This window comes from Streptomyces capparidis (genome assembly GCF_054782095.1).
Genome location: NZ_BAAGTD010000028.1, coordinates 21,684 through 44,145 on the forward strand (window position 1 = coordinate 21,684; position 22,462 = coordinate 44,145).

At 74.3% G+C, this 22,462-nt stretch carries 20 protein-coding genes and 1 riboswitch; of the genes, 8 read left to right on the forward strand and 12 right to left on the reverse strand.

Going from position 1 to position 22,462, the window contains the following annotated elements; all coding sequences use genetic code 11:
* Window positions 1-362: 362 nt before the first annotated feature.
* On the forward strand, window positions 363-1,922 hold the full coding sequence (locus tag ACYVO2_RS22285) for an FGGY-family carbohydrate kinase (protein ID WP_461009697.1): 1,560 nt from the start codon (window positions 363-365) through the stop codon (window positions 1,920-1,922).
* Window positions 1,919-2,536: a histidine phosphatase family protein gene (locus tag ACYVO2_RS22290; RefSeq protein ID WP_461009698.1), complete on the forward strand. Its 618-nt coding sequence runs from the start codon at window positions 1,919-1,921 to the stop codon at window positions 2,534-2,536. The genes ACYVO2_RS22285 and ACYVO2_RS22290 overlap by 4 nt, the downstream gene beginning before the upstream one ends.
* Before the next feature lie 273 nt (window positions 2,537-2,809).
* Here ACYVO2_RS22290 and ACYVO2_RS22295 read toward each other — a convergent pair whose 3' ends face one another.
* The 6 genes from ACYVO2_RS22295 to ACYVO2_RS22320 all read right to left on the reverse strand — a co-directional run bounded on the left by ACYVO2_RS22295 (window position 2,810) and on the right by ACYVO2_RS22320 (window position 7,095).
* Window positions 2,810-3,202, reverse strand: a complete 393-nt coding sequence (locus ACYVO2_RS22295) for a helix-turn-helix domain-containing protein (RefSeq protein ID WP_461009775.1) — start codon at window positions 3,200-3,202, stop codon at window positions 2,810-2,812.
* Window positions 3,203-3,438: 236 nt separating this feature from the next.
* Complete coding sequence (locus tag ACYVO2_RS22300) at window positions 3,439-3,723, reverse strand: DUF7848 domain-containing protein (protein ID WP_461009699.1); 285 nt, start codon at window positions 3,721-3,723, stop codon at window positions 3,439-3,441.
* Window positions 3,720-4,175: a hypothetical protein gene (locus tag ACYVO2_RS22305; protein WP_461009700.1), complete on the reverse strand. Its 456-nt coding sequence runs from the start codon at window positions 4,173-4,175 to the stop codon at window positions 3,720-3,722. Before ACYVO2_RS22305 ends, ACYVO2_RS22300 begins: the two co-directional genes overlap by 4 nt.
* 38 nt (window positions 4,176-4,213) lie before the next feature.
* Window positions 4,214-4,549 (reverse strand): hypothetical protein, encoded by a 336-nt coding sequence (locus ACYVO2_RS22310; RefSeq protein WP_461009701.1) that lies wholly within the window; start codon window positions 4,547-4,549, stop codon window positions 4,214-4,216.
* Between the two features lie 151 nt (window positions 4,550-4,700).
* The gene (locus ACYVO2_RS22315) at window positions 4,701-5,906 is read right to left on the reverse strand and encodes a helix-turn-helix domain-containing protein (RefSeq protein ID WP_461009702.1); all 1,206 of its coding nucleotides are present in this window, start codon (window positions 5,904-5,906) and stop codon (window positions 4,701-4,703) included.
* 331 nt (window positions 5,907-6,237) lie between these two features.
* A complete protein-coding gene (locus tag ACYVO2_RS22320; RefSeq protein ID WP_461009703.1) occupies window positions 6,238-7,095 on the reverse strand; it encodes an NAD(P)-dependent oxidoreductase in 858 nt (285 codons plus the stop codon).
* Window positions 7,096-7,252: 157 nt separating this feature from the next.
* On the opposite strand from ACYVO2_RS22320, the gene ACYVO2_RS22325 reads away from it, so the two are divergent.
* Both ACYVO2_RS22325 and ACYVO2_RS22330 read left to right on the forward strand, forming a co-directional pair.
* On the forward strand, window positions 7,253-8,350 hold the full coding sequence (locus ACYVO2_RS22325; RefSeq protein ID WP_461009704.1) for an epoxide hydrolase family protein: 1,098 nt from the start codon (window positions 7,253-7,255) through the stop codon (window positions 8,348-8,350).
* A 1,515-nt stretch (window positions 8,351-9,865) separates the two neighbouring features.
* Window positions 9,866-12,316, forward strand: coding sequence for a GH36-type glycosyl hydrolase domain-containing protein (locus ACYVO2_RS22330; RefSeq protein ID WP_461009705.1), 2,451 nt, complete (start codon window positions 9,866-9,868; stop codon window positions 12,314-12,316).
* 49 nt (window positions 12,317-12,365) lie between these two features.
* On the opposite strand, the gene ACYVO2_RS22335 is transcribed toward ACYVO2_RS22330, so the two are convergent.
* The gene (locus tag ACYVO2_RS22335; RefSeq protein WP_461009706.1) at window positions 12,366-13,310 is read right to left on the reverse strand and encodes a LysR family transcriptional regulator; all 945 of its coding nucleotides are present in this window, start codon (window positions 13,308-13,310) and stop codon (window positions 12,366-12,368) included.
* A gap of 38 nt (window positions 13,311-13,348) precedes the next feature.
* Between ACYVO2_RS22335 and ACYVO2_RS22340 the strand changes: the two genes are divergently transcribed.
* Complete coding sequence (locus ACYVO2_RS22340) at window positions 13,349-14,566, forward strand: nuclear transport factor 2 family protein (protein WP_461009707.1); 1,218 nt, start codon at window positions 13,349-13,351, stop codon at window positions 14,564-14,566.
* Window positions 14,567-14,615: 49 nt separating this feature from the next.
* Here ACYVO2_RS22340 and ACYVO2_RS22345 read toward each other — a convergent pair whose 3' ends face one another.
* Both ACYVO2_RS22345 and ACYVO2_RS22350 read right to left on the reverse strand, forming a co-directional pair.
* On the reverse strand, window positions 14,616-15,377 hold the full coding sequence (locus ACYVO2_RS22345; RefSeq protein WP_461009708.1) for an SDR family NAD(P)-dependent oxidoreductase: 762 nt from the start codon (window positions 15,375-15,377) through the stop codon (window positions 14,616-14,618).
* Between the two features lie 98 nt (window positions 15,378-15,475).
* The gene (locus ACYVO2_RS22350; protein WP_461009709.1) at window positions 15,476-16,300 is read right to left on the reverse strand and encodes an SDR family oxidoreductase; all 825 of its coding nucleotides are present in this window, start codon (window positions 16,298-16,300) and stop codon (window positions 15,476-15,478) included.
* 71 nt (window positions 16,301-16,371) lie between these two features.
* Here ACYVO2_RS22350 and ACYVO2_RS22355 point away from each other — a divergent pair, with 71 nt between their 5' ends.
* Window positions 16,372-17,241 (forward strand): LysR family transcriptional regulator, encoded by an 870-nt coding sequence (locus tag ACYVO2_RS22355; RefSeq protein ID WP_461009710.1) that lies wholly within the window; start codon window positions 16,372-16,374, stop codon window positions 17,239-17,241.
* 30 nt (window positions 17,242-17,271) lie between these two features.
* On the opposite strand, the gene ACYVO2_RS22360 is transcribed toward ACYVO2_RS22355, so the two are convergent.
* Window positions 17,272-18,081, reverse strand: a complete 810-nt coding sequence (locus ACYVO2_RS22360; RefSeq protein ID WP_461009711.1) for an ArsR/SmtB family transcription factor — start codon at window positions 18,079-18,081, stop codon at window positions 17,272-17,274.
* Between the two features lie 219 nt (window positions 18,082-18,300).
* Window positions 18,301-18,969, reverse strand: a complete 669-nt coding sequence (locus ACYVO2_RS22365) for a TetR/AcrR family transcriptional regulator (protein WP_461009712.1) — start codon at window positions 18,967-18,969, stop codon at window positions 18,301-18,303.
* Between the two features lie 154 nt (window positions 18,970-19,123).
* Between ACYVO2_RS22365 and ACYVO2_RS22370 the strand changes: the two genes are divergently transcribed.
* Window positions 19,124-20,569, forward strand: coding sequence for an amidase (locus ACYVO2_RS22370; protein ID WP_461009713.1), 1,446 nt, complete (start codon window positions 19,124-19,126; stop codon window positions 20,567-20,569).
* Between the two features lie 187 nt (window positions 20,570-20,756).
* Here the strand turns inward: ACYVO2_RS22370 and trpS are convergent, their stop codons facing one another.
* Entirely contained in the window at window positions 20,757-21,872 is a 1,116-nt protein-coding gene (trpS, locus tag ACYVO2_RS22375; RefSeq protein ID WP_461009714.1) for a tryptophan--tRNA ligase, read from the reverse strand.
* Window positions 21,873-22,201: 329 nt separating this feature from the next.
* Here trpS and ACYVO2_RS22380 point away from each other — a divergent pair, with 329 nt between their 5' ends.
* Entirely contained in the window at window positions 22,202-22,339 is a 138-nt protein-coding gene (locus ACYVO2_RS22380) for a SapB/AmfS family lanthipeptide (RefSeq protein WP_461009715.1), read from the forward strand.
* A gap of 44 nt (window positions 22,340-22,383) precedes the next feature.
* A riboswitch (guanidine-III (ykkC-III) riboswitch) is annotated at window positions 22,384-22,451 on the forward strand.
* Window positions 22,452-22,462 lie beyond the last annotated feature (11 nt).

The window sequence follows — 22,462 nt, forward strand, 5'->3', positions numbered from 1 at the left end:
TCCTGTTCCGATCCGTCTCCACGGGCGGCCCTGCCGCCGCCCCTCCGGAAGATCAGTGTGATGGCCGTCCGGGGATCGTGGGAGCGGACGCCCGGCACGGCGCAGGACGAGTGCTCTCCTTCATCGGGCCTTCATCCGGGACACCTCAACCTAACATCATTGGCTGTGGATATAACACTGATTGTTGATGTACCGTTCGGCAGTGTTCCCCATGGGCGGCTGCCGGGTCAACCCGTGGATCGCGGCTCTCCTCCCCTCCTCACCTGGTGGGACTCCGGGACACCGGGCCCTGGGGAGCCTGTGGGCGGATCCGGTGGCAGCCGTGGTGCGCGGTGTGAAAAGCGCCGTGACATCACCAACCGATGACGAGAAGGCGGACGCCTGTGACGGACACACGCCACCGGGACGTGTGGCTGGGAATCGACCTGGGGACGCAGGGCGCGCGCGCCCTGGCCGTCACCGACGACGGGCGGGTGGTCGGCCGCGGCTCCGCCCCGCTGGCCGGGCGGCTCGAAGGCGACCGCCACGAGCAGCTCCCCGCCGACTGGTGGGACGCCGTCGCCACCGCCGTCCGCGGGACCCTGCGCTCCCTGTCCCCCGCGCGGGTGCGCGGCCTCGCGGTGTGCGGCACCTCCGGCACCGTGCTGCTCACCGACTCCTCGGGCGCTCCCCTGACGCCCGCGCTGATGTACGACGACAGCCGGGCCCGGGACGAGGCGCGGCGCGCGCAGGAGGCGGGCGCGCGGCAGTGGGCGGCGATCGGCCACCGCATCCAGCCGAGCTGGGCCCTCGCCAAGCTGCTGTGGCTCACCGGGCGGCTTGACGGAGGGGCCGCGCTCGAGGGCGCCCGCGTGTGCCACCAGCCCGACTTCGTCACCGCCCGCCTGGTGGGCCGGTCCGTGCCCACCGACTCCAGCCACGCCCTGAAGACCGGCTACGACGCGCACACCGGCGCCTGGCCCACCGAGGTCCACGACCGCCTCGGCCTGTCCGGGCTCGACTTCCCCGAGGTCGTGCCCCCCGGCACCGTCCTGGGCGCGGTGTGCCGCGAGGCCGCCGACGCCACGGGCCTCGCCGAGGGCACCCCGGTGGTGGCGGGCATGACCGACGGGTGCGCCGCCCAACTGGGCTCCGGCGCCTGGGACGTGGGGCAGTGGAACACCGTCCTCGGCACCACCCTCGTCCTCAAGGGCGTCACCGCCACCGCGCCGCGCGACCCGGCGGGGGTGCTCTACAGCCACCGCTCCCCCGACGGGCACTGGCTGCCCGGCGGGGCGTCCAGCGTCGGCGCCGGAGCGCTCACCCGCGCCTTCCCCGGGGCCGACCTGGCGCGGCTCGACGCCCTGGCCGCGCACCGGGAGCCGGCGAGCGTCGTCGCCTACCCCCTGGTCTCGCGCGGGGAGCGCTTCCCCTTCCTGGCGCCCGACGCCGAGGCGTTCGTGCTGGGCCGCCCGGACGGCGACGCCGACCACCACGCCGCGCTGCTCCAGGGCGTCGCCCTGGCGGAACGGCTCTGCCTGGCCTACGTCCGCCTGCTGGGTGCCCCGGTGGAGGGCCCGATCGCGTTCACCGGCGGCGCCACCCGCAGCGCCTACTGGAACCAGTTGCGCGCGGACGTCCTGGGCCGTCCCGCCGCCATCCCCGAGCACACCGACTCCGCCCTGGGCATGGCCGTGCTGGCCGCGTACGGCGTGACCCGCGCCGCGGCGTCCGACGGGGCCGACGGGGCCGACGGGGCCGGGTCCACCGCCCCGTGGCCGCTGGCCGCCCACCGTGGCATGGTGCGGGTGCGCGCCGTCCTGGAGCCGCGCGAGCGGGTGACCGCCCGCTTCACCGAGCCCTTCCACACCCTCGTGGACGAACTGGAACGCCGCGGCTGGCTGCCCCGGGAGACGGCCCGCCACGCACGGGAGCACGGATGAGCATCCCACCCACCGCCCTGTTCCTCGCCCGCCACGGCGAGACCGTCTGGCACGACGAGAACCGCTACGTCGGCGTCAGCGACATCGCGCTGACCCCCCGCGGGCTGGAGCAGGCCGAGGCGCTGGGTGCCTGGGCCGCGCGCGCCGGGCTCAGCGCGATCGTCACCTCGCCCCTGTCCCGCGCCCGGCGCACCGCCGCCCCCGCCGTCCGCGCGACCGGCCTGGACGCCGTGGTCGAACCGGACCTGCGGGAGCTGGACTTCGGGATCGCCGAGGGCCGCACCCTGGGCGAGCTCCGGGCGTCGCACCCGGACGAGGTGGCGGCGTTCCTCCGCGACCCGGCCGCCCACCCCCTGCCCGGCGGCGAGGACCCGGCGGCAGCCGCGGAGCGCGGCGCCGCCGCCCTGCACCGCGCGGCCGGGGCGCACCCGGGCGGCCGGGTCCTCGTCGTCGCGCACAACACCCTGTTCCGGTTGGTGCTGTGCCGTCTGCTGGGCATCCCCGCCGCCGAGTACCGACGGGTGCTCCCGGGACTGCGCAACTGCGCGCTCACCGAACTGCGGGTGACGAGTGGTCGGGTGTCGCTGATGGCGTACAACGTGCCGACGTCCTGACCGCCGGCGGTCCGTGGAGGCCCGCCGCCGTTGCCGCTGGTGACCGCCTCCAGGTTGGCCGTTGTGCGCGGCGAAGACGGGCGGCGAGCAAGAGGTGGCCGGCCGATCACGGCAGTCATACGGCCCATGCGCGAGTTGACGTGGACGGAACAGCAGCGGCTCACGCGGGAGGAACCGCACCGGGTGCCGCCCGCCCGGGGTGAACGGGCGGGCGGAGGGAACGCGGCAGGGCCCTCGGCGGGGGCAGCATGACCGGCCCGGCCGAGGGCCCGTTCACTGTGTACCGGAGGGCGAAGGTCCGAGTGCCCAGAGGGCGAGTGCGGCGATGTGGCGGCGGGTGGCGTCGGTCAGGGGCGGCAGCTCGGCGTCCAGGGCCTCAAGGTGGTCGCGTGCGGCGGCCAGTGCGGGGCCGGTGCCGCGCAGGGCCTCCCGTTCGGCCTCCAGCAGCGGCACCGCCGCGCGCAGCACCCCGCCAGCGCCCAACAGGTCGTCGGCACGAGCCAACAGCCGGGGCTCAAGAGTCCGCCGCCCGTACTCCGCCATCTGGATCAGCGCGCCGGTGACGTGCAGTTTGTCTCCCAACTCCCCCTGCGTGAGCCTCGCACGCTGCCGGAAGTGCTTCAGCACCACGCCGACGTAGGTGCGGGCGGGAGTGGTCGCGGGCATGGGCAGCACGGGCGGAGTCCTTGGGGCTGGGAATACGGACAGGGACCCCCGGGCCGTGGATCGCGACCCGGGGCGCAGGTGCGCCGTTCCGGCCGGTCCGGTGACGACGAAGCCGGGACCGGCCGGAACGGGGGTTGATCAGGGGTGGCGCAGCGCGGCAGCCATGACGAACACGACGCGGAACGCCATGATCGCCAGGAACAGCGCGGGGCCGACGGCAGCGGCCAGCCGCCGTCTCACACCTCCGCCCCCCTCACGTCCTGGCGCTCACCGGACGGGCCGTCCGGTCCCGTGTCCACGCGCCAGAACGTCTCCGTCATGATCTTGAAGTGCCGGTGGTCGGGGTTGAGCTTGGTGTGGGTCAGCGTCCACGCCTGGACCGGAAGCGGTTCGTCGTCCACGGGCATCGACTCCGTCCCGCACATCAGACACACGGCGGAGTAGATCGCCCTCGGCGCGTCCTTGCTGGTGATCCGCCGGAGCACGGTCCCGGGAGCGGCCTCAGCGGCAGGGAGCGTCACAGCGCCCCCCTGCCGCGCACGCTGGTGCGGTTCGCCTCGCGCACCGCCGGGCGCAGGGCTTCGGCGAGCCCCGGGATCAGCGTGCACGGGTCGGCGGTCCACTCCCGGCCGCCGCCCAGGGGCCGCAGCCACACCCTGCCGTCCATGCGCGCCATCACCCGCCCGATCACGGGCCGGGCGTCGCTGTCCGCGGGGTGAGAGGTGTCCCGCACGATGGTGCCCACCGCCGGGGCGGGCCCGGTGCCGGAGTCCGGCCCGGCCGCGCGCTGCCACTTCAGCACCGCCGCGCCCACCCGGATCACCGACGCCAACTCCCGGGCCGTCGCGGGGAGCACCCGTCCGAGGTCCACCACCTGCGTGGCCGACGACCGCAGCACCACGGGCCCGGTCCTCAGGCCCGGCAGGAGAACTCCCGCGTCTGCCAGCGCCGACCGCAGTTCGGCCAACGCCACGACCGCCTCACGCTGCCTGTTGCGCCTACGGGCCGCCGTCACCGCCCGGCCCTCCCCGCCGCCGCGCTCCGCGCCGCCGGGACAGGGCCGAGGAACGGCGGGCGCACCGCCACCTTCACCACCACCCGCCGAGAGCGCCGCCGCTGCCGTTCGGCCACGACCAGGTACGGGCGGACCATCGCCACCTCACCGCCGTCCGGCGCCGCCGCAGGAGCGGGCGCTGCGGGGCGCGCGACGGGGGCTGTCGCGGTCGCGGGCACGGTGACAGGGGCGGCTCCCGCCGCGTGGCGGGGTCGGGCACGGTGCCGTCCGTGCGTGCGGGGGGTGAACAGCAGTTTCACCCGCTCGAGAGCGTGGGCGATAAAGTCGGTCATGCTCGTCAGCTCCTTGGAAGCTGGTGGGCCACGCCCCGGGGCCGTGTCAGCGGTCGCCGGGGTCCTGTGCCGACTCATCGTGCCGACGCGGCAAGGCTCCGCCGTCCCCAAGGTGGGGACGGCGGAGCCTTGACACAAGGTGAGCGCGGCGCTACACGCCGCTCCACTGGGCGAACTCCCGCAACGGGTCCGCCGCTCGCTGACGCGCCCGCAGCAGCGTCCCGACCGTCTCATGCACCTCCGGGTGATACCACGTCAGTTGCGGGGCGATCTCCCGTGCCTTCTCCAAAGACTCCAACGCGTCATCGTGACGTGCTGTCCACGCCTCGGCGCGGGCACGGTTGATCCAGAAGTGCGCCGTACGGTTGGGCGGACAGCCCACCGGTAGTTGCACCTCGGCGGCCTGGCGCAGCGCCTCATCATGGTCATCGGTGTCGTTGAGGTCGGAGACCCTGCTCATCCGGACCCAGCGCGGCCCGAAGGACAGCGAGTAGAGCTCTACGTCACCGGTGCTCTCCGCGATCTCGCTGGCCTGCTCAATCCAGCTATTGGCCGCACTGATGTCTCTCGACCGACGGGCGTACGTTGCTGCCCGCAGTGCCAGAATGCCGCGCACTGCGCGCACTGCCTCACTCCCGTCATCGTCCAGGTCCTGTAGAGCCTGACGCATAAGGGCAACGCTCCGATCCGCCCGACCGGCTGCCCCATGGGTGATCGCTGCGCGTTCGAAACGCTCGATCGCCACAAGGCACGGGTCCCCGGATTCTCGCGCCGCAGCGCCCATGCGTGCCACGGCAAGGCGCGCGAGATCGGAGTAACCGAGGCGATAGGCGATGCTGGCCGCTGTTCGCGCGACTTCCGCCTGAAGCGCATGCGACCTTTCCCGGTCCCGGCCCGGTGCGTCCTGCCTGCGAACCGCAGACGCCACCTCGGTGATCAGCCCCGGAAGAATCTTGGCGGTCTCCGAAAAGTTCGCTCTGAGGCGCAGACCGACGACGCGGTTGACCTCAGCCTCCAGGACGTCGATGGGACGCGGTTCCGGGTCGTCGTCAAGTTCGATGTCCCACGCCTCAAGGGCGCTACCGATCGGGGACACCATGGCGTCAAGCTGCTCTTGCTGGAGGATCTTGATGTACGGCTGGCCGTGGAGAACGGAGATGTCGACGGAGAGAGCTCGGGCCACAGCAGCGAGCACGGAAGGGCTGGCGGGCTGCTCGCCGTTCTCGACTCGGGACAGTTGACTTTTGGAGACGTGGGCCCGTCGTCCCAGTTCGGCGAGCGAGTAGTCACGGATGAGACGCATTGCGCGAATGCGCGTTCCTACGCTCTCCGCGGGCCCGTCAGCGGGATATGACATGGTGAGTCCTTGTGTTCTGACGTGTTACTCAGAACGCTACTCCCGAGGACACGCGGGAGTACTGCGAACAGCCATCGTCCATGAGAAGGGCCGTTCGGGCTGTGGCGCCCGCGTCCGCAGTCTGACCAGCGAGCAGACCGCCAGCCGCTCCCGTGCCGCGCTGGGTCGAGGCCCTGACCGGCCCGGCCGAGGGCCCCTGGACGTGAGGGAGCTGCCGCCCTGCGCCCGCGGGCGCGGCGGGGGCGGGCACCCCCCGTCCGGCGGCGGCTGACCCCGGCGGCCCGCGCCCGGCCCCGCCGCACACCGGCGGCGGGGCCGGGCGTCCGGGAGCTCACCGGGCGGGGGGCCGCGGCTGCCGCAGGCGGGCGAGCGTCTCCTCCAGCGACAGGTCGAAGGCGTCCTTGTCGCCGTCCCAGCACCGCATGACCTCCGCCGCGGCGTCGGCGAACCCGGCGGGCAGGCCCGCCGCACGCAGCGTCGAGGCGATCTCGCGCATCTCCGGCGACCACCGCCACGCCCGCGCGGCGACGCTCGGCAGGTGGTCGTCCTCGGCCAGCACCGCCGCCGGCATGCGGCGGCCCTCCTCCAGCAGGGCGTCGCGCACGCCGTAGGCGTCGGCGAGGGCGTGCGAGACGGCCGCCAGCGCCCTGGAGATCTTCTGGTGGTGGGCGAAGGCCATCTTCAGCGCGGAAGCGGCCCCGTGCGGCCGGTCCAGGATGCCCACCCGCACGTCGGTGCCGTCGAAGATCCCGGCGACGGTGCTCGCGGCGCGCGGGTCCCCGGCGACGTGGAGCCGGGTCCGCCTGCCCCCGACGGGCGGCGCGCCGATGATGGCCGCGTCGAGCACCGAGGCGTCCGGGCAGGCGTCGCGCACGATCGCGGTGATGCGCTCCAGGCGCCGGGGGCTGACCGCGTTGGCCTCCACGTACAGGCCGGAGAACCCGGTGGCGGCGACCAGGCGGGCGACGTCCTCGGCGGCCGCGGGCGGGCAGATGGACAGGACGACGTCGCTGGCGGCCAGGGCGCGCGGGAGCTCCGCGGCCGTCAGCCCGGCCTCCTCGGCCCTGCGGGCGGTGGCCGGGCCGCGCCCGTCCGGGCACCACAGGACCCAGTGCCCGGCCCTGACGGCGTGCCCGGCGACCGGGGCGCCCATCGCTCCGGGGTGCAGCAGGGTCAAGGTGAGGCTCATCGTTCGCTTCCGTCCGACGCGTTTCCCGTCCGATTGTGCGCCGAAGGACACCCGCGCCGCACTCCCCCGGCGATCGACAGAATTTGTTGGCGCAGCCAACACTCTTTCTGTATCGTTGACCACGCCAACGAAACCCGATCGTATCGCTGGAGTCGTCATGCCCCCTGCCACCCTGATCAAGCCGTTCCGCATCGACATCCCCCAGGCCGACCTCGACGACCTGACCGACCGGCTCACCCGCACCCGCTGGCCCAACGAGGTCGCCGACGCGGGGTGGCACTACGGCTTCCCGCTGGCGCGGCTCAAGGAGCTGGCCGAGCACTGGCGCACCGGCTACGACTGGCGCGCGCACGAGGCCAGGCTCAACGAGCTCCCCCACTTCACCACCGAGATCGAGGGCCAGAACATCCACTTCGTCCACGTCCGGTCCCCGAAGCCGGACGCGCTCGCGCTGGTCCTCACCCACGGCTGGCCCGGCTCATTCCTGGAGTTCCTCGACGTGATCGAGCCGCTGTCGCGCGACTTCCACCTGGTGATCCCGTCCATCCCGGGCTACGGCTTCTCCGGGCCGACCCACGAGGGCGGCTGGGATGTCGTCCGGATCGCGCGGGCCTGGGCCGAGCTCATGCGCCGCCTCGGGTACGAGCGCTACGGCGCGCAGGGCGGCGACTTCGGCTCGGGCATCTCCACGTCGCTCGGCGCGGTGGCACCCGAGCACGTCGTCGGAGTGCACGTCAACTACCTGCCGACCCGGCCGCTCCCGGACGCCGACATCGAACTGTCCGCAACGGACGAGGCCCGGCTGGACAAGGTCAGGCAGCTCATGGCGAACCGTCCGCCCTACCAGGCCCTCCAGGCCCTCACCCCGCAGACCATCGGCTACGCGCTGACCGACTCGCCGGTCGGCCAACTGGCCTGGATCGCCGAGCGCTTCGCCCAGTGGACCGACCCGCGCTCGCCCATCAGTGACGAGCGGATGCTCACCAACATCTCGCTGTACTGGCTGACCGCCACCGCGGCCTCCTCCGCGCGGCTGCACCGCGACGCTCCGCGGGGCATCGAGCCGTGCCCGGTACCGCTGGGCGTCGCGGTGTTCGCGCACGACATCACCCAGTCGGTGCGACCCCTGGCCGAGCGGCTGTACGACATCAGGCACTGGTCGGAGTTCGACCGCGGCGGCCACTTCGCCGCGATGGAGGTGCCGGAGCTGCTCGCCGAGGACGTCCGCGACTTCTTCCTCCACCACATCGAGTAGCGAACGCCCGGGGTCGGCGGGCAGAGGCGAGGGGATGGCCCGTCGCCCCGGGAGCCGGGTGGTGCGGCGGACGCCGCCTCGGGGGCGCGTGCGCACGGCGCTTCGTCACGGGTGCTTCGTCACCGGTGGTTCTCACCGGGTGATTCCTCACGGGTGGTTCCCCACGGGTGATCCCTCACCGGGGTTCCCACCGGTGGTTCCTCACTGCTGATTCCCCACTGCTGATTCCCCAGCGCCGGTCCCCCACCGACGGTCCCCGCACCGAGGCGCCTCTCCGCACGGGCACTTCGTCCAGGCGAGGTGGTCGGCGGTGTCGAGGTCGCCGGCGGCCGGGACCGGGGCGAGGACGCTGGTGGTCCGTCGATGGCCGGGGGTTCCGGCGCTGCCCGCGGTTCGATGTTGACGTCGAACTTCCGGGTTCCGCCGCGGTTCGCCCGGACCACGGGGCCAGCTCGGTCCCTTCGGTCGCCCGCACGCGTCCCCGTAGGGGGGCAGGGTCTTCTCGGGGTTCACCGGGCCCGGAGGTGGTACGACGCCTTGTGGAGCGCCGTGGCGCGCTCCTTCGGGCGCGGAACGGCCGCCGCAGCGCCGGCGACCGCGTACGGCGTGCCAGGGCCTGCGTCGTATCACCGTCCGCCCCAACGACACCCGACACGCACTCCACCGCCACACCGGGCGAAAGCCCGGGTGCGCCCGGCCCGGCACGCCGAGAGCGCGCGCCGGACGCCACGGGGCCGCCTCTCGCGCGACGACGGGGATTCGACGACGGGCCCCAGGGGATGCCTGACGATCCCCGCCGAGCGCGCGACGCCTGGCACGCGCCTCGCCGCGTCGTCCGATCACCCGAGTACACCCAGCACCCGGGGGATCCTGCGACGCACCGCCCCAGACGCCGCGCGCTGACCCGACGCGGGCCCCGGGCCTCTTGGTCCGCCCTCCTCACGGCGTCACCCCCGCGCGCAGGCGCGCCCCACGCCATGCGGCACGGTCACCCGGCCGCGCGCCGGACGGCGGGGCCCGGCTCGGGAGGGGGTGGGCGGGTTGGTGCCCGGGGTGGACGCGGGGCCGGGCGAGCGGGCCGGACCGGGCCGCCGGTTCCGTTCAGCGGACCGGTGCCTGACAGGGCGTGCCGCCGCGGGCCACCCTGGACGCACCGTGGCAAGAGCCCGGGCGGCCCGACGGGGGTGCGGGCCGCCCGGGCGCCACGGACCGACTCCCCGCCCGAACGTCCACGGCCCGCCGAGGGCCCGGGGACGGGCGCCGCGCCCGGCGCGACGGCCGCGGGCGGCCCCCACCACCCCGCGCCTGGGAACGGCGAACGCACCGCCACCGCCGCCGCCCGGCCCACCGGCCGGGTGCCCCGCCGAACCACGCCCGCCCCAACAACGTCGGACCGCTTTTGGGCGGCGGTCCGACATGACAGGATGGGAGCGCTCCCACGGCGGTGGCGCACGCTACCGCCGGTCAACCCTGTCCGCCTTTACCGTCCCCCTTACCCGTCCTGGGGAGGACCGCATGAGATACGGCCACTTCGACGACGAGCGGCGCGAGTACGTCATCACCCGCCCGGACACTCCCCTGCCCTGGATCAACTACCTGGGCACCGAGTCCTACTTCGGCATCGTCTCCAACACCGCGGGCGGCTACTCGTTCTACCAGGACGCCCGGCTCCGCCGGCTGACCCGGTACCGGTACAACAACGTGCCCCTCGACCTCGGCGGCCGCTACCTCTACCTGCGGGACAACGGATCGGGCGACTACTGGTCGCCGTCCTGGCAGCCCACGGGGAGCGACCTGGACGACTACGAGTGCCGGCACGGCCTGTCGTACACCGCGATCGCCTCCGCGCGCACGGGCGTGCGGGCCGAGACGCTGTACTTCGTGCCGCTCGGCGAGAACCTGGAGGTGTGGCGGCTGCGGGTGACCAACACCCGCGACACCGCCCTGGACCTGTCCGTCTTCTCCTCCGTGGAGTTCTGCCTCTGGGACGCCCAGGACGACGCCACCAACTTCCAGCGCAACTTCTCCACCGGCCAGGTGGAGGTGGTGGACGGGGTGATCTACCACAAGACCGAGTACCGGGAGCGCCGCGACCACTTCGCGTACTTCGCCTGCTCCGAGCCGCTGGCCGGATACGACACCCAGCGCGACACCTTCCTCGGCGCGTACCGGGGCTGGGACCGGCCGGCCGCCGTGGAGCGGGGCGAGTCGTTCGACTCGGTCGCCAACGGCTGGGCGCCGATGGGCAGCCACCACGTGCGACTGGACCTGGCCCCCGGCGAGAGCCGCGAGGTGGTCTTCGTGCTGGGCTACTGGGAGAACCCTCGCGACGAGAAGTTCGACCCGCCCGGTTCGCAGACCGTCAACAAGGCGTACGTCCGCCCGCTGATCGAGCGCTGGCTCCGCCCGGAGACGGTGAGCGAGGGGTTCGAGCGGCTGCGGGCGTCCTGGGAGGAGCGGCTGTCCACCCTGCGGGTGGCCACCGCGGACACCGACACCGACCGGATGGTCAACGTCTGGAACGCGTACCAGTCCATGGTGACGTTCAACATGAGCCGCTCGGCGTCCTCGTTCGAGTCCGGCATCGGCCGCGGGATGGGGTTCCGGGACTCCAACCAGGACCTGCTGGGCTTCGTCCACATCGTCCCGGAGCGGGCCAGGCAGCGCATCCTCGACATCGCCGCCACCCAGTTGCCCACCGGCGGCGCGTACCACCAGTACCAGCCGATGACCAAGCGGGGCAACAACGACATCGGCTCCGGCTTCAACGACGACCCACTGTGGCTGATCACCGGGGTGGCCGCGTACCTGAAGGAGACCGGCGACCTGTCCGTCCTGGACGAGCCGGTGCCGTACGACAACGACGAGTCCACCGCCGCGCCGCTGTACGAGCACCTGCAACGCTCGCTGCGCTACACCCTTGACCGGCTCGGCCCGCACGGGCTGCCGCTGATCGGCCGGGCCGACTGGAACGACTGCCTGAACCTCAACTGCTTCTCCGACACTCCCGGCGAGTCCTTCCAGATCACCGAGAACCGGGAGGGCGGGGTGGCCGAGTCCGTGTTCATCGCCGGTCTCTTCACCCTGGCCGCGCGCGAGCTGGCCGGCATCGCGGAGCTGTACGGCCGGTCCGAGGAGGTCGCCGGGTACCGCGAGGCGGCGGAGAAGATGGCGGGCACCATCACCGAGCACGGCTGGGACGGGGACTGGTTCCGGCGGGCGTACGACTACCACGGCGAGGTGATCGGCTCCAGCGAGAACGACGAGGGGCAGATCTTCATCGAGCCGCAGGGCATGTGCGTCATCGGCGGCGTGGGGCTGGAGGACGGCCTGGCGGCCCGCGCCCTGGCCAGCGTCAGGGAACGGCTGGCCAGCAGGCACGGGATCGTGTTGCAGCAGCCGCCGTACTCGCGGTACCGGCTCGAGCTCGGCGAGATCTCCTCGTACCCGCCGGGCTACAAGGAGAACGCGGGCATCTTCTGCCACACCAACCCGTGGATCATGATCGCCGAGGCCATGGTGGGCAACGGCGACGACGCGTTCGACTACTACAAGCGGATCAACCCCTCGGCCCGCGAGGAGATCAGCGACCAGCACCGCTGCGAGCCCTACGTCTACGCCCAGATGATCGCCGGGCCGGACGCGCCCACCCACGGCGAGGCCAAGAACTCCTGGCTGACCGGCACCGCGGCGTGGAACTACGTGGCGATCACCCAGTGGATCCTGGGCATCCGCCCGGACTTCGACGGCCTGCGCCTGGACCCGGTCCTGCCGGCCGCCTGGGAGGGCTTCACCGCCACCCGCAGGTTCCGGGGCGCCACCTACGAGATCACGGTCACCAAGCCGGCCGGCACCCGCGGCCGGGTCCGCCGCCTGACGGTGGACGGCCGCGAGGTGCCCGGCACCCTGCTGCCGCCCGCGCCGGCCGGATCGGTGGTCCGGGTCGAGGCGGTGATCGAGGAGTAGCCGCCGGGTGCGGCGGGTCCGCCCGGGCGGGCCCGCCGCCGTCCGCGGGTCACGTGTCGGCGGGGTGGGCGTCCGGGTCGGCCGGCCGGTGCGCGGCGGGGGCGGGACCAGGCGGGGCGAAGGCCGCCGCGAGCTCGTCCAGCAGGGGCGCCGCGGACGGGTGCGGGTCGCGGCGCGGTGTGATCCCGTAGATGCCCCGGGTCGGGGGATCGACCAGGGTCACGGTGGTGACGTCGGCCCGCAGGGCGCGGATCAGCGCACCGGGGATCAGGGCGATGGCGTGGCCGGTGGCGACCAGGGCCGTCTTGCCGGGCAGGTCGGCCGCGGTCAGGTCGATGCGGGCGGTGACTCCGGCGCGGGCGGCGTGCCGGCGCAGCAGCGCGGCCGAGCCGTCGTTGTCCTCGACCCAGGTCTCGTCGGCCAGCGCCCGGATGGGCACCGGGCCGCGCCCGGCCCGGGGATGGCCGAGGGGCAGCACCACGACCATCTCGTCCATCCCCAGGAACCGCCGTCGGACCCGCGGGACATGGGGCAGGCCCGGTGGCGCGTCGGTGACGACGGCGGCGTCGAGATCGCCGGCGGCCACGCGGTCGTGCAGGTCCGCGCTCACTCCGGGGAGCAGGCTCCACCGCAGGGGACCGCCCGCGTCCAGCAGGCGGCGGACGGCGGCGGGCACGATCCCGGCGGCCAGCGACGGTGTCGCGCCGATGGCCAGCGGCCGGCCGGGCGCCCCGTCACGGACCTCCCGTACGGCGCGCTCGGCGCGGTCGGCCTCGTGGAGCACGGCCACGGCGTGGTGGCGGAACGCCTCGCCGGCCGGCGTCGGGCGCACGCCGCGCGCGTGGCGCTCCACCAGCGGCGCCCCGAGCCGGCGCTCCAACCCGGCGATCTGCCGGGAGACGGCCGACTGGGTGTACCCGAGCTCCGCGGCCGCCGCGGACAGCGATCCGAGCCGGCACACCGTCACGAACGCCCGCCACGCTGTCAGCTCCATGGGGCAAGTATGGGCCCCGATATGCGTGGGCCGCATGGATGCTCTGCCTGATCCGCGCTTGTCGCAGATGCCGCGCCGCCGCCAAGCTGGGACGCATGACCGCACCGCGCACGATCGCCGTCCTCGGCCTGGGCCGCATGGGCACCGCGATCGCGACACGACTCGCCGGCCACGACTGGGACGTCGTCGGCTGGACCCGCTCCGGGCGCACGGCGGGCGCCGTGGGGACGACCGGCGACCCGGGGGACGCCGTGGCGAAGGCCGACATCGCGCTGCTCGCGCTGTTCGACGGCCGGGCCTGCCGACAGGTCGTCGACCACGTCCGCGCCTCGCTGCGCCCGGACGCGATCGTGCTGAACACCAGCACCATCGCCCCCGCCGAGGCGGCGGAGCTGGCCCGGCGGCTCGGCCCGCGCTACGTGCACGCGCCCGTCCTGGGCTCCGTGCCGGCCGCCGCCGCCGGCGCCCTGGGGATCCTCGCCGCCGCCGACCAGGAAGCGTTCGACCGGGCCCTGCCGGTCCTGGAGGCGCTCGGCACCGTGCGGCGCGTCGAGGACGCCGCCACCGCGGCCGCGCTCAAACTGGTCGCCAACAGCAGCCTCGCCGGCGCCGTCCTCGCGCTGCGCGAGTCACTGCGGCAGGCCGACGCCCTGGGCCTGCCCCGCGCCCAAGTGCTGGACGTCCTGGAACTCGGCCAGCTCGGCGGCCTCGTCGCCCGCAAGCGCGCCTTCCTCGACGACGGGCCGGCCGGCGCCGCCGCGGCCGAGTTCACGATCGGCGCGCTGGCCAAGGACATGGCGCTGCTGGCCGCCGCGTCGGGCAGCCCGGTGCGCGCCGCGGCCGACCTGGCCGGCACCCCCGCCGGCCCCGAGGCCGACATCGCCGTCGCCGCCACGGTTCCCGCGGTGGACGACGCCGTGCTCGAACCGCTGCGCGCCTACGTCCGCGGACACGCCACCGGCGACCCCGCCCACTTCCGCGACGCGTTCCTGCCCAGCGCCCACATCGAGGGGATCCGGGACGGGGCGTTCGTCTCGTGGGGCCTGGACGAGTACTGCGCTCTCTTCCCCGGCCGGCCGGCGCCGGACGAGTCGGCCCGCTCCCGCCGCATCGACTCCGTCGACGTCCACGGCACCGTGGCGACCGCGTCCATGACGCTGTGGCACGGCACGGACACCTTCACCGACGTCTTCCTGCTGGTGCGCGTGGACGGCGCCTGGCGCATCGCCAACAAGGCCTACCACCGGAGCGCCTGAGCGGGCGGGGCAGCGGTCGCCGCCCCGCCCCGGGCGTTCGCCGGGATGCTCAGGTGCGCAGATGGGACGCGCCGTTGAGGTCCAGTACCGTGCCGGACGCCCACACGGCCTCGGGTGAGGCGAGGTAGAGGACGGCGGCGGCCACCTCCTCCGGCGTCCCGACCCGCCCGAAGGGGCTCTGGTCCCGCACCGCCGCGCCGGCCTCCCCCGCCAGCGCGGCGGCCTGCCGCTCGGTGGCGACGAAGCCCGGGGCCACCGACGCGACGGCGATCCCGTGCGGCGCGAGCGCGACGGCCATCGACTGCCCGAAGGCGTGCAGCGCGGCCTTGCTCGCGCCGTAGGCCGGGAAGTCCGGCTCGCCGCGGAACGCCCCGCGGGAGCCGACGTTGACGATGCTGCCCGTCGCGCCCCGGTCGATGAGGTGCCGGGCGACGCCGTAGGTCAGGTTCGCCGCGCCGAGCAGATTGACGTCGATCATGCGCTGCCAGGCCCGCTGCCACTGGGCGTAGGACACCTCGGCCGGGGAGTGCCGGTTGTCGGCGGACGGCGCGACGCCGGCGTTGTTCACCAGGACGTCGACCCCGCCCAGGGCCCGCACGGCGTCGTCGACCAGGCGCCGCGCGACCTCGGGCTCACCGATGTCGCCCGCGACCAGGGTGTGGCCGTCCCCCGGCAGTCGCCGCAGCGTCTCCTGCGCGTCCTCGCGGCCGGCCGCGTAGTGCACGGCCACGCGGTCCCCCCGCTCGGCGAACGCCAGGGCGACAGCGCGGCCGATCCCCCGCGACGCCCCCGTGACCAGTACGCGCCTCATCGCGTGCCCCTCCAGCCGTGACCTGCCTGCGACCCTGCCGCCCCCATTCTGCGCACCCGCGCTTCGGCCCGGAGGCCCGGCCCCTCCCCGCGACGGGCTCACCACGGGATGGCGTCGTCCAGACAGTCCGGTCCGCGGAAGACGCCGGTGGGGCCGTCGGCGGGGAGGGTCGCGAGGAGCACCGGGACGGCCGCGCCGTCGGCCGTGGTGCGGTCGCCGCGGGGGAAGGGCGCCGCGGCGTTCTGGTCGGTCGGCACCAGGCCGGGACTGGCCGCGTTCACCTTGATGCCGTCGGCGCGGAGGGCGTTGGCGTAGACGAGGGTCAGCGCGTTGAGCGCCGCCTTGGACGAGCTGTACGCGAGGAAGCCCTGGGCCGGGAGGGGGCTGCGCGGGTCGCTCAGCAGGGTGAGCGAGCCGAGTCCGCTGGAGATGTTGACGATCCGCGGATTGCGGGAGCGGCGCAGCAGCGGCACGCAGGCGGAGGTCACGGTGACCACGCCGAAGACGTTCACCTCGTACGCGTCGCGCAGGTGCGCGGCCGTGACGTCGGCGGTGGCCACGCCCCACTCGTTCATGGTTCCGGCGTTGTTGACCAGCACGTCCAGCCGTCCGGTGGCGGTCTCGACCGTCTCGACGGCCGCCCGCACCGATGCCGCGTCGGTGACGTCCAGCCGGACGAACCGGATGTCCGGGCGGTCACGGCGTCCGCCGGGGCCGGCGTCCGGGCGGGGCGGCTCCGCGACCGGCACCGGGTCGGCCGCGGCAGCCGGCCCGCGGGTCAGCTCTTCGACGGCCGCGCGGCCGCGCCGCGGATCACGGGCGCCGAGGTAGACGGTGAAGCCCCGTTCGGCCAGCCGGCGGACGATCTCCCGGCCGATGCCCTTGTTGGCACCCGTGACGAGTGCCACCTCGTTCTCGTTCATGTCCACCACTTCAGCCGACGCGGTGCCGGGAGGGGAAAGACCGATCGGGTGCCGCCCCATACCCTGGCGGTATGCCGGAGCCGGAGATCCGCGAACTGCGTTACTTCCGCGCCGTCGCCGAGGAGTTGAACATCACCCGTGCCGCCGCGCGGCTGGGCGTCGCGCAGCCGCCGCTGTCCCGGGCCATGCGCCGACTGGAGCGCAGGCTCGGTGTGGAGCTCTTCGACCGCACCGGGCACCGGCTGGCGCTGACCCGGGCCGGGGAGGTGCTCCTGGACGAGGCGGCGGTCGTCCTCGACGCCCTCGGCTCCGCGGTGCGCCGGACGCGGCGGGCCGGCCTTCCCGGCCGGGAGCTGGTGGTCACCGCCAAGCCGGGGGTGGCCACGCGGCTGCTGCTGCGGATCGGCGAACGGTTCCGGGCGGATCCGGACGCGCCGGAGTTGCGGGTGGTGGTCAGCGGATTCGGTGAGCAGGCGGACATGGTGCGGGACGGGCGCGCGGACCTGGCCATCGCCGCCTGCGTCGACGACCGCGGCCTCGACATCGAGCTCCTCGCGACCGAACCGCGCGTCGCCGCGCTCCCCGCGGGACACGAGCTGGCCGGGCGCGACGCCCTCGGCACCGCCGACCTGCGCACCGAGCCGGCGCCGCGGTGGAGCGACCCGGGGGTGGTGGACCGCGACCACTGGCTGGGCCATCCGGACCGCCCGGACGACGGCCCGGTCGTGCGCGACAGCGCCCAACTGCTGGACGTGGTCGCCCTTGGCCAGGCCGTGGCCCTGGTGCCCGCGTCGCTGGCCGCGACGAACGTCCGGCCCGACGTGGTGTACCGCCCGGTGCCCGACGCGGCCCCGTACCGGACCCTGGCTCTGTGGCGGGCGGGCAGCAGGTCGCCCTGGATCGCCCGATTCGTGCGGACGGCGCTGGAGGAGGCGGGCTGACCGGCCGCGGGCGGTCCGGGCGGGTGTCGGTCAGCCCTGGTCGGCGGTGGGGTCGGGGTTCGGGAGTGTCTCGCCGGTCTCCAGGAGCGTCTTGAGGCCGGAGACGAGCGCGGGCCAGCCGTGCTGGACCATCTCGCGGACGGTGCTGCCGGGCGGGAAGCCGTCGTGCACGACGGTGAGCTTGACCGTCTCGCCGAGGGGCTCGATCTCGAACGTGACCTTGGACCGCTGCTCGGCGGCGATCGCGGCGAGGGTCTCGCCGTCCACTCCGGCGACCCGGGCCCACTCGGGTGTGAAGGTGTGCCAGGTGTAGGACAGCCGCCGGTGGGGGTCGGATTCTAGGACGACCTGTTCGGGGTCGGCGATCTCCGTGCCTTCCTGCCGCCAGGTCATGGCCGAGCCCGCCCTCCAGTCGGTGGCGAGTTCCAGGCCCCAGTAGCGGCGGGTGAAGGCCGGGTCGGTCAGGCCCTGCCAGAGCTTCTCCGGCGTGGTCCTGATGTAGGTGGTGTAGACGAACGCGGTGCTGTCCACGGCGGTGTCCTCCAGTGCGTGCTTGAGGTCGGCGAGCGCGCGCACGCGCTCGCGGTCGTAGCGGCTGATCCAGCGGTCGGCGATGGCGTTGATCGGCTCGGCGTTGAGGTAGTGCAGCTTCTCCCGGCCCCGCCGGACGGTGGTGACGATGTTGGCCGCCTCCAGCACCGCCAGGTGCTTGCTGACCGACTGCCGGGCCATGTCCAGCCCCGAGCACAGCTCGCGCAGGGTCTGCCCGTTGCGGGCGTTCAGGCTGTCCAGCAGTCTGCGGCGGCTGGCGTCGGCCAGCGCCTTGAAGACCTCGTCCATCTCGACCCCTCCGATATGCAGCCTGTTGGCTGCCAATGACGATAGGCAGCCATTGGGCTGCATGTCAATCGGGATCGTCTTCGCACGTCAGCGCGCGGAGAGGGCTTCACCGTCGGGATCGCTTCGCCGGGCCCGAGGGGCCCGGGGGGCTCGGGGGGCTCGGGGTGGCGTCGGCGGGGTCGGCCGGGGTTCCCTACCGCCTCCCGGACCTTCGGGAAGTCATGCGAGACCCTCGCCCCACCCGGCCGGCGCCGGCCGCTCGCGGTCGGCGGCCCCGGTGGGCAGGCGTGCCCAGAGACCGGCCAGGTGCGCGCGCAGGACGCCCTCGGCCTCCTCCGCGGTCAGGTGCCCGATGAGCACATGGCCGGTCAGGCCGTCCGCGAGGGCCAGCAGGGCCCGGGCCTCGCGCCGCGGATCGAGGGCCGCGGGGTCCGCGCCGTCCGGGCCGCCGCCCGCGGCCTCCGTGACGAGGCGGGCGAGGAGGTCGTGCAGAGCCGCGTAACTGGTTCTCAGCTCCCCGGCGAGCGGCTCGCTGACGGCGGCCTTGGCGACGAACGCCAGCCACACCCGCGCCTCGGCGCGGTGCTCCTCGCGGAGCAGGGCGACCTCGATGGCCGTGTGGCCCAGGGCGGCGGCGGCCGACCGGTCCGGGCTGCCGGCCAGGCGGGCCCGCACCCGTTCGATGACGCGTTCGCCGACGTGGCCGACGGCGAACAGCAGCATCTCCTCCTTGGTGCGGAAGCAGCGCTGCACGGCGCCCAGCGAGACCTGCGCGCGGGTGGCGACGTCGCGCATGGACACGCCCTCCGGTCCGTGCTCGTCCACCAGGAGGCAGACGGCGTCGGCGATCCGGCGGCGTCGGCTCTCGTAGTCCACCTGCTTGGGCATGGGGGCGCCTCCTTTTCCAATACGATCGTATCGCTTCTGGGTTAGGGTTCGCGGCAGGCGCTGCGACCCCGCACGCGCCGCGAACCGGCGTGCGCCTCGGCCCGTGAGGGTCCGGCCCGCACGGGTTCGGCCCGCGAGAGTGAGGACGAGGAACGTGCAGGACGCCCTGTGGAGGATGCCGGCCGCGGACCAGGCGGAGGCCGTCCGGAGCGGAGAGGTGTCGGCCGCCGAGCTGGTCGAAAGCCACCTGGACCGCATCGCCGAGGTCAACCCGCGGGTCAACGCGGTCACGCAGTTGATGGCCGACCGCGCCCGCGAGGCGGCGGCGCGGACGGACCGGCGGCGGGCCGCGGGCGAAGAGCTCGGGCCGTTGGCGGGCGTGCCGTTCACGGTGAAGGAGAGCACCGCGGTCGAGGGTGTGCCGACCACGCTCGGCACCCCGCGCTTCCGCGACCTGGTGGCGACCGCCGACGCGCCCCCGGTGGCCCGGCTGCGGGCGGCCGGAGCCGTACCGGTCGGGCACAGCAACATGCCCACGCTGATCCTGGCCGGGATGCACACCCGCAGCGAACTGTTCGGCGACACCGTCAACCCGTGGGACCCGGGCCGGACCCCGGGAGGCACCAGCGGAGGGGACGGGGTGGCCGTCGCCACCGGCATGGCCGCGCTCGGGCTCGGCAACGACTCCGGCGGATCGGTGCGGATCCCCGCCTCGTTCTGCGGCGTGGCGGGGCTCAAGCCCACCACCGGGCGGTTCCCCGCCGACCACCGCGTGCTCGGCCCGGACGACCCCGGACCGGCCTCTCAACTGCTGGTCACCGACGGGCCCCTGGCCCGCACGGTCGCCGACCTGCGACTGGCGTTCGAGGCGCTGGCCGGGACCGATCCGCGGGACCCGCGAGCGGTACCGGTGCCGGTCCGCGGTGAGCCGCTGCCGGGGCCGGTGAAGGTCGCGGTCGTCGCCGACCCCGGCGGCCACGGCGTCCACCCCGCGGTGCGCGGGGCCGTCGCGGCCGCGGCCGACGCGCTGCGGGACGCCGGGTACCAGGTGCGGGAGGTGGCGGACGTGCCGAGGCTGGACGAGGCACTGGAGGTGTACGGCCGGATCACCGTGACCGAGTTCGCCCCCACCTGGCCCGCGGTGCGGAAGCTGCTCGGCGCGGGCGGGGATCGCTACATCGACATGGCGATGGAGCGGACCCCGCCGGCGACCGCCGAGGAGTTCATGGCGTTGATGGGTGTCTGGCTGGGCGTCCGCCGGTCGTGGGCGGAGTTCCTCGACGCCTACCCGCTGCTGCTCGGCCCGGTGTTCACCGAGCCGCCCGTGGAGCCGGGGCTGGAGTCGCGCGACCGGGCGGGCCGGGACCGGGTCGCCGCGGGCATGCGCCTGTGCACGGTGACCAGCTTCGTGGGCGTGCCCGCGGTCGCCGTGCCGACCGGGGTGAGGGACGGGCTGCCGTCCGGCGTGCAGATCGTCGGGCGCGCGTTCCGGGAGGACCTGTGCCTGGCCGCCGCCCAGGAGATCGAGGACCGCCTCGGAGTGCTCACCCCGATCGACCCGCGCCCGGGGGCCCCGACCGCCGCGCCGGCCACGGGGTGACGGGCGGGAGCCGCGAGGGCATCGCCCTGGCGGCGGCCCGCCCGGCCCGGCCCCGTGTCGCTGCACCCGCGCGTCAGCGACCTGATCCTCCACCCTCCGGAGCGCCTTCGGGACGCCACCGCGGAGCAGATCGTCGCCGAGGCGCTGCGGTACCGGCCGATCGCCCGGTGACCCGGGCGGGCGCTCGTCAGTAGTGGCTGTTCATGGCGGTGCGCACCTCGGCGAGAGTGGCGTCGGCCACGGCCCGGGCCCGCTCGTTGCCCTCCCGCAGCGTCCGGCGGAGGTGGGCGCGGTCCCGCGCGTACTGGGCGCGGCGGGCCCGGATCGGGGCCAGGTACTCGTTCACGGCCTCCGTCACCGTCCTCTTCAGCGCGGCGGCTCCCGCCGAGCCGATGTCGTCGGCCACCTGCTGGGGTGTGCGGTCCAGGCAGAGAGCCGCCAGGAGGAGCAGGGAGGAGACCTCGGGCCGGGTTTCCGGGTCGTAGGTGACGCGGCGCTCGGAGTCGGTCTTCGCGCCCTTGATCAGCCGGGCGGTCTCGTCCGCGTCCGCGGCCAGGGTGATGGCGTTGCCCCTGCTCTTGCTCATCTTGGTGCCGTCGGTGCCGAGGAGCGCGGGTGCGTCCGACAGCAGGGCGTCGGGCTGCGGGAACACGGCGGCGCCGGCGCCGTAGCGGTCGTTGAAGCGGCGGGCGACGGTCCTGGTGAGTTCCAGGTGCGGGAGCTGGTCCTGGCCGACCGGGACGAGGTTGGCCTTGCAGAAGAGGATGTCGGCCGCCTGGTGGACGGGGTAGGTGAACATCAGGCCGCTGACGGAGGACTGCCGCGAGTGCGCGATCTCGTCCTTGACCGTGGGGTTGCGGTTCAGCTCGGCGACGGAGACGAGGCTGAGGAAGGGCAGCAGCAACTGGTTGAGGGCGGGCACCGCGCTGTGCGTGAAGATCGTGCTGCGCGCCGGATCGACGCCGACGGCGAGGTGGTCGAGGACCAGTTCCTCGACGTGGCCGGTCAGGTCGTCCGCCACGTCGCGGTCGGTCAGGACCTGGTAGTCCGCGATGATCACGAACATCTCCACGCCGAGGTCCTGGAGGCGCACCCGGTTGCGGAGGGTGCCGAAGTAGTGGCCCAGGTGCAGCCGTCCGGTGGGGCGGTCGCCGGTCAGCACCCGGAACCGCCCGGGGTCCCGGAGGATCAGCTCCTCCAGGGCCGCGCTGCGGGCCCGGGCCGCGGACGTGCCGAGCGCGTCGGCGGCGGAGTCGGGAGCGGGGGCGTCGTCGTGGTCCGCGGTTCGCGGGATGGTGTTCACCTGGTCTCCTGGGGGTCGGTGGCGCCGTCGGGACGGCACGGGCCCCGCTCCAGGGAATGCTCCAGGGACATCGAAGGGCCGTCCGTCCGAACGGCCCTTGGCATGCGCGAGAGGCGGCCGCTCCTACGAGGAGCGCCACCGGCTCGGGCATGACGACGGATGCATGAGCGCATTGTAGGCGCCCGGCCACCGCGGGCCAACGGCCGCACGCCCCGTTCCGCACCGCCGCGGGACACGGCATCCTCGAGGGAGCCCTTCGGGCGGCGAACCGGTCGCCCGCGGGCGGTCGGGTATCCGAGGGAACGCGGCGGAGGAAGGCGGGCAGGATCATGGTGCTTCTGGACCTACAGTCCCTGGAGACCCCCCGGGGCGGCGGCGACGTGGACCACGCTCCGGGCAGCGAGGTCAGCGTGCTGCTCTGCGACCTGGTGCCGGTGAGCGTCATGAGCCTCGTCATCTGCGGCTGAGCGCCGCCCCGGGCCTGCGCGGCGCCGGGGCGGCCTCCGGGCCTGCCCCTTTGCTACCGTGGCGGACACCCGACGAGACGCGCCGTACCGGGATTCGCAAAGACGACGCACCGCAGATGTCGT

What these genes read in the sequence shown, in the direction of transcription:
- ACYVO2_RS22285 (WP_461009697.1), top strand. Translation starts at nt 363, where the DNA reads ATGACGAGAAGGCGGACGCCTGTGACGGACACACGCCACCGGGACGTG.
- ACYVO2_RS22290 (WP_461009698.1), top strand. Translation starts at nt 1,919, where the DNA reads ATGAGCATCCCACCCACCGCCCTGTTCCTCGCCCGCCACGGCGAGACC.
- ACYVO2_RS22295 (WP_461009775.1), bottom strand. Translation starts at nt 3,202, where the DNA reads ATGCCCGCGACCACTCCCGCCCGCACCTACGTCGGCGTGGTGCTGAAG.
- ACYVO2_RS22310 (WP_461009701.1), bottom strand. Translation starts at nt 4,549, where the DNA reads ATGACCGACTTTATCGCCCACGCTCTCGAGCGGGTGAAACTGCTGTTC.
- ACYVO2_RS22315 (WP_461009702.1), bottom strand. Translation starts at nt 5,906, where the DNA reads ATGTCATATCCCGCTGACGGGCCCGCGGAGAGCGTAGGAACGCGCATT.
- ACYVO2_RS22320 (WP_461009703.1), bottom strand. Translation starts at nt 7,095, where the DNA reads ATGAGCCTCACCTTGACCCTGCTGCACCCCGGAGCGATGGGCGCCCCG.
- ACYVO2_RS22325 (WP_461009704.1), top strand. Translation starts at nt 7,253, where the DNA reads ATGCCCCCTGCCACCCTGATCAAGCCGTTCCGCATCGACATCCCCCAG.
- ACYVO2_RS22330 (WP_461009705.1), top strand. Translation starts at nt 9,866, where the DNA reads ATGAGATACGGCCACTTCGACGACGAGCGGCGCGAGTACGTCATCACC.
- ACYVO2_RS22335 (WP_461009706.1), bottom strand. Translation starts at nt 13,310, where the DNA reads ATGGAGCTGACAGCGTGGCGGGCGTTCGTGACGGTGTGCCGGCTCGGA.
- ACYVO2_RS22340 (WP_461009707.1), top strand. Translation starts at nt 13,349, where the DNA reads ATGCTCTGCCTGATCCGCGCTTGTCGCAGATGCCGCGCCGCCGCCAAG.
- ACYVO2_RS22345 (WP_461009708.1), bottom strand. Translation starts at nt 15,377, where the DNA reads ATGAGGCGCGTACTGGTCACGGGGGCGTCGCGGGGGATCGGCCGCGCT.
- ACYVO2_RS22350 (WP_461009709.1), bottom strand. Translation starts at nt 16,300, where the DNA reads ATGAACGAGAACGAGGTGGCACTCGTCACGGGTGCCAACAAGGGCATC.
- ACYVO2_RS22355 (WP_461009710.1), top strand. Translation starts at nt 16,372, where the DNA reads ATGCCGGAGCCGGAGATCCGCGAACTGCGTTACTTCCGCGCCGTCGCC.
- ACYVO2_RS22360 (WP_461009711.1), bottom strand. Translation starts at nt 18,081, where the DNA reads ATGGACGAGGTCTTCAAGGCGCTGGCCGACGCCAGCCGCCGCAGACTG.
- ACYVO2_RS22365 (WP_461009712.1), bottom strand. Translation starts at nt 18,969, where the DNA reads ATGCCCAAGCAGGTGGACTACGAGAGCCGACGCCGCCGGATCGCCGAC.
- ACYVO2_RS22380 (WP_461009715.1), top strand. Translation starts at nt 22,202, where the DNA reads ATGGTGCTTCTGGACCTACAGTCCCTGGAGACCCCCCGGGGCGGCGGC.